General features: G+C 38.9%; 4 protein-coding genes. 1 reads left to right on the top strand and 3 read right to left on the bottom strand.

The genetic code is table 11. The annotated features are described in order from the left end of the window. Positions 1–84: 84 nt before the first annotated feature. Genes IQ242_RS15230 through IQ242_RS15240 form a run of 3 tightly spaced genes read right to left on the bottom strand, consistent with a single transcriptional unit; the run spans position 85 to position 5,107 of the window. Positions 85–2,805, bottom strand: a complete 2,721-nt coding sequence (locus tag IQ242_RS15230) for an SUMF1/EgtB/PvdO family nonheme iron enzyme (protein WP_193960534.1) — start codon at positions 2,803–2,805, stop codon at positions 85–87. A gap of 8 nt (positions 2,806–2,813) precedes the next feature. Further along, a complete protein-coding gene (locus tag IQ242_RS15235; protein WP_193960535.1) occupies positions 2,814–3,785 on the bottom strand; it encodes a MoxR family ATPase in 972 nt (323 codons plus the stop codon). Next, positions 3,767–5,107: a hypothetical protein gene (locus IQ242_RS15240; RefSeq protein WP_193960536.1), complete on the bottom strand. Its 1,341-nt coding sequence runs from the start codon at positions 5,105–5,107 to the stop codon at positions 3,767–3,769. The genes IQ242_RS15235 and IQ242_RS15240 overlap by 19 nt, the downstream gene beginning before the upstream one ends. 126 nt (positions 5,108–5,233) lie before the next feature. Between IQ242_RS15240 and IQ242_RS15245 the strand changes: the two genes are divergently transcribed. Beyond that, positions 5,234–5,413, top strand: coding sequence for a hypothetical protein (locus IQ242_RS15245; RefSeq protein WP_193960537.1), 180 nt, complete (start codon positions 5,234–5,236; stop codon positions 5,411–5,413). Positions 5,414–5,719 lie beyond the last annotated feature (306 nt).

Below are 5,719 nucleotides of genomic sequence, written 5' to 3' on the forward strand. Positions count from 1 at the left end.
CTAATACACTTGTTCTATAGCTTGCCCCAAAAAATTCCGGAAAAGGGAATGAGGGAAAAAAAAGGGAAAAAAAGAGAAAAAGGGTTACAGGTCCCTCCCAGCACCGCACACCACCCGAAAACCGCTGTTGAAGCTGTAGACGCGGCGGTTGTAGTTGACGCGGGAAGCGGAACGGCAGAAATCCGGATTGCTGTACCAAGAACCGCCCCGCAGAGGAGAACGATTATCATTCCCATTTTCTATCCAGACACTTCCATCCGTCGGCGCACCGTCATAGTTATCGTGCCAAGTATCGGCGCACCATTCCCAGACATTGCCGTGCATATCGTATAGCCCGAAGGCATTAGGGGGAAACTGTCCCACGGGAGTCGTTTCTTCTCGATATTCTTCCTTCGCTTCCCCGGCGTAGGTTTTGCTGGCACGGTAGTTGGCCAATTCCCCCGTAATGGTTTCCCCAAAGTAGAATGGGGTAGTGGTTCCAGCACGACAAGCGTACTCCCATTCCGCCTCACTCGGTAGTCGATACTCCCGTTTTGTTTCCCTTGATAGTCGTTTACAGAATTCCGTTGCTTCATACCAGTTGACGCTTTCTACGGGTAGCTCATCCCCTTTGAAGCGAGAGGGGTTTGTCTCTAGGTAGATGTCTATTTTAGCGGTTGCGGCGATAGCTTGCCACTGAGCTTGGGTAATCGGGGTTTGACTGATATGGAAAGCGGGGACTTTGACTAGGTGTGGGGGTTTTTCCCTTCTAAATCCGTCCCAACCAAATTTTTTAACCAGTCTTTCGATTTCCTCATCTTCCGTTCCCATCCAGAATTCTCCTTGGGGAATATACATCATGCGGATATAGTTTTGAGCTTTTTTCCAGTTGCCAACTTCCGGAAGGTTTTCATCGTAAAAATAGGCTTTAACAGGTTTTCTCTCGATAACTTGGCCTGTTTTATTAACCAATACCGTTTCTGCGGTAAAAAGAAAAAGGTTTTCATTGTAGGGAACAATAGCGGCTACCTTGTCTATTAAACGTTTTTGTAGGGTTCCTTCGTCTTCTGGGGAAAGTTGAAGGACATTGCCAACGTGGTTTAAATCCCCTCTAGAATAGGCGGCAATCGGTTCATTAAGCAATAACAAGGGTTCATAATCGGCTAAAGCAGCGGATATATTTTCTAATAAAGCTGTCAATCTCACAAGACGCACTCGGTTATTATTTTTGATAGCTTCTGCTAGTACCTGTCTGATTTCATTGACCGCTTGACTAGGTTTTAGGTAGGCAAGAGCTAACCATTGTTGATTTTGCCAATAAACCGATTTTGAGCAACGATCACCGATTTGTTCCTGAATATAGGTTTGTAACTGATGGGCCAGAGATTTGAGTTCCTCTGGGGTTAATTTTTCTAATAGTAGTTTACGAACATCGGGAGACATTTCATAAAGTTCTCGATCTATTTTGCGGACTAAACTGGACAGTAAAATATCAGCGATCACATACCAAGAACCTTGATTATCTTTATCTTGATGTTGACGCAGATAATAAAGTAAATTAGGGGATAAACTAAGGGGAAATGCCGCTCTTTTCGCTAGTTCTCTGGTGTTTGGTTCGTTTTCTTTTTCAAATAATCTTAAACGGCTTTCTGCGCTAAAAAAATCTTCATCCTCATCCCAATTATCCCCTTGTTGAAACTGATTAGGATTAAATTGAAAATGACGGGGTGGGATAGCTTCTTCTTTTAGCCATGTTATCAAGTTTTCCCAGTCCTCTGTGGTTAGTTCAAACATGGAAAAATTGGGTATATCTTCAGCTAAATCAGCAATATCCCAGGCAGTTGTCCCATACCATCGATGATAGGGTAAGGGGTTTAACCATGCGACTCGGCTAAATCTTCGGCTAAATCGTCGGATAAGGGTTTCTGTTGCGCTCAAGCGCTCTTCTACATAACGTTTTCTAGCGGCACCCGCATCACTAAGAATTAGACAACTGGTTACTTCCGGAGAATAGTTAGAGAGAACTTTGCTTAAAGATTGACTTTCCCAACCGTTTTCTTGTCGTAAAACCTCGTCTCTAATCAGATTATCAAAGTAAAAATGGGGAACATTTGCCCAAGTTTGCTCCATTATTCGCCCAAATCCTGCAAAGGGAATCATCGAGTCAGAACAATCAATAAAAATAATAATTTCTCGGCGATAAAGTTGTTTCTTTTGGTAAATTATTTGATCAAAAAAACCTCGTTTAGCCGTTGCCATCACCGTAGCTTTTAGATCCCAAGTTTGTCGAGGACTTTCTAGGGGTAATGGACGCAGTTGCTGCCAACTTTCTTGTAACTTAGCGATGCCAATAGGATAATAATCAGGATTATCTAGGGATGTGATTTTTTTTCGCTTTTCAATAGCTGTGGCAATTTGTGGAAATGAAGTCTCCGGTGATATTTGTGTATCCCCAGAAGGGGTAATTTCTAATGAGGGAGATTCCCTATCATCCATCGGGTTTATGATTTTGCTAATCGATTCTTCTGGATGACGAATAGGTGTTTTTTTGGCTATTTCTATATTTATTTCTGGTTGGAATTGTAGCATCTCTGTCCAGGCCTGATCAAACTTTTCTTTTTCTTTCGGGGATTTAACCCATAAAGCTTGACAAAGAAGTTTAATTTTAGGATTGTCTAAGTTGGGATTTTCTTGAATAGCAATATCAGAATCATTGGCGAGTTTTTGAATCAGGTAATTTTCCACCCGATAATATTGTTCAATAGACAGCAGAAATCCTTCTTCGTCTCTGAGTTGATAAAATAGGTCAAGTAGGGGGGATGTCATTGGCTTTTTTAACCTCTTGTTCCATAATCTTGTAAATCAGTACGGCTTTTTAGTAAAACACTAGCGTGGGGTAATTTGTCCTCGTTTAATTTGGCGATAATTTCTTCAGGTTTGTACTTGAGTAACGATTTAAACCAGGCTATTAATTCACTGGTGCTAACTTTTTTTTCTCCTTCAGATTTAGTCTCGTCTTGTGATGTTCTCACTTCCTGAAAACGGTCCACTGCTTTGATGATAACCTCTTGTTCAGCGTCGGTAAACCGTTCGGTTAATATTTTTCTTAATCTTTCTTGGTTGGGTAGCTCAATATAGTGATAAATGCAACGTCTCAGAAAAGCATTGGGTAAGTTTTTTTCTTGATTACTGGTAATAATAATCAGAGGAAAAGCTTGATCATTTGCTTGAATTAATTCTCCTGTTTCTTTAATGAAAAAACGACGAGATTCAATGGCTAAAAGTAAATCATTAGGAAAATCTCGATCTGCTTTATCTATTTCATCAATTAATACTACCGATTGTTCTTGCTTATCTTTACTTTGTTTAAATGCTTTACCCAAGGGTTGTAAATCAACCCAATCCTTTGAAGTAGCTGGATTTTTTTGCTCAGAAGAAGATTCTTCTATTTCTTTTTTGCTTAAAATTCCGCTAATTTGAGCAGCTTGTAAACGGCCAATATAATCATATTGATAGAGACTATCTTCCGCTTTACTTGTAGATTGAACTATCCACTCATAATATTTTATAGGATTACTTTCCTGACGATAATTAAATTCATGAACTAAGGCATGAGCTAGACGACTTTTGCCACATCCCGGCTCACCTTCTAGTAACAAAGGCATTCCCAATTCAATAGCCAAGTTAACAACTTCTATTAACTCATCACCTGCGTCATAGGGATAAATTTTTTGTTGAATCGGTTCATAATAAAGTCCCGATTTGGGTTGAATTTCTCCCGTGTAAGTTAAGGATAGTTTATCCATCTATTTTCCCTCGATAATTGTCCTTGAAATTGTTGATAAAAAGCTTTCAGTGTGTCTTCTATGTTGCCTTCATTGCTATTTTTCCATAATTCCTGCAAGGTAGATTTAAATAAGTCTGTGGTTTCATTCTGTAAGTCACAACCTAACTGAAGTTGTTGAGCAAAAGTAGGAATAATTTCCTGAAAAGACCGTTGTTCAAAGCAAGAGTCAATCTGTAAGCGGTGAATAGAACTTAATTTTGATAATTTGTCCTTATCTCTCCAATCATTACTGTTTCCATAATCTAACCAAATCATTAATAAAAAGCCCGGAATGGGACTATTTTGTATTTTACTAGCTTTTTTGGTTAAATTTTGCCAAAACGAATCAATGTCCTTTAAACGGTCAAAGTCTGCACAATCAATTCCTTCAAAAATCAAACAAAAATTATTAGTCTTTAAATTTTTAATTCCTCCAGAATTATTGAAAAAATGTTCATGAAGACTATAGCTATCCCATTCTTCCTGACCATCTCCTTGAAACTTAAAAACAATAGGTTTAACGGGCAAATTATTAGTGATCAAGATTTCTTTTTCTAAACGACGCAAACACCAAAAACGATATGTATGAGGACAAGGGGGAATATAAATACTGCCTTCTCGTAAAGGTTTAGCGGCTATTTTATCAGTAAAATTTACTAGATTAGTATAATTAAATTTTGTCAAAATACGATAAATTTTTTCATTATTTGTTCGTTGATTTTTGGGGTTTTGATGATGATTTTGACAACATTCTAAGCTTTCAAAATCTAGTCCTAATACTTCGCAATAAGCTTGAACAATATAAGATTGTTTAGCGGTTCGCCCTTTTTTTCCTAGTCCATATTTTTGTTCAGTACAAAACCGCAAACTATCTCCAGATATGCCAATTACCTTTAAAATAGACTGCTCTAATAAACCATTAATATCTTCTAAGGTTAAATGAATTAAATTATCATTAATATCTTCAATTCTGTACTCGCTTTTCTTCTGATGTTCAAATCCTTTAAAATCAGATTCATTTTGTAAGTACAATTTCTTCCCATCTGTTTTTAAAACGTCTTTAGTTGTTCCGGATTGTGGCGATAGTGTCATCCAATCTTTCAAGACATTCAATGGAATGGTATAACTGGAAGTTTTTGTTTGACTACGGTATTCTTCGAGAAATGCCTCAAGTAACCATCGACTTGCTTCTATTAATATTTGCTCCGAAGCACAAGAATAGTTTCCCTTATAAGCATCTTTAGCCTTACGAAGGGTTTCTACATCTTCATCCCATAATCTGATTTCGCCGGACCCTAACATAAATCTCGTCAAACGTCAACCTACCATCTGATCCACTTTTTGATCCCCTTTTGCCAGCATTTGCTGAAAGCATTTTAATCAACTTGTCCTCAAAAAACAAGCCATAAGGCGACAGGAGCAAAATCTATGAATTTCTGGCAAAAACATAAAGCGGACATTGACGTGATTTGCCGCATCATCACCACTTTAGCTGCTTTGGCTAGTTTGGGTGTTCAGGTGGGGGAGTTAAAGATTCCCCAAAGCGAGATTCTTCCCCCTATGACTGAGGTTCAATTGGAAGCGGGGAAAAAGACTCACACCCACTAAGGAAGATAAATACTAGGGATTGAAGCACATTACCTGAATTGACATCCTCGCCGCCGTAAAACGGACGGCGATTCCTCACCACGCCACTTTTTTAGGGTGGTCGCTGAACGGGGTTGACGCTTCACCGAAAAACGCTTAATTGCTTAAGTCTGACTCTTTCTCCACGTCCGTTTTGAGTGTCCGAATGCCCTCCGGCCACTTTGAACAAGTCGAAAAAATCTCATGTTCAACCTTATTTCCTAGAAAGTTTTACTCGTTCAAGGCCGAATTTGAATTCTTTTCTGAACAAAACCCCCTACTATCTGT

Source organism: Microcystis sp. LEGE 08355 (genome assembly GCF_015207185.1).
Classification (GTDB): domain Bacteria; phylum Cyanobacteriota; class Cyanobacteriia; order Cyanobacteriales; family Microcystaceae; genus Microcystis; species Microcystis panniformis.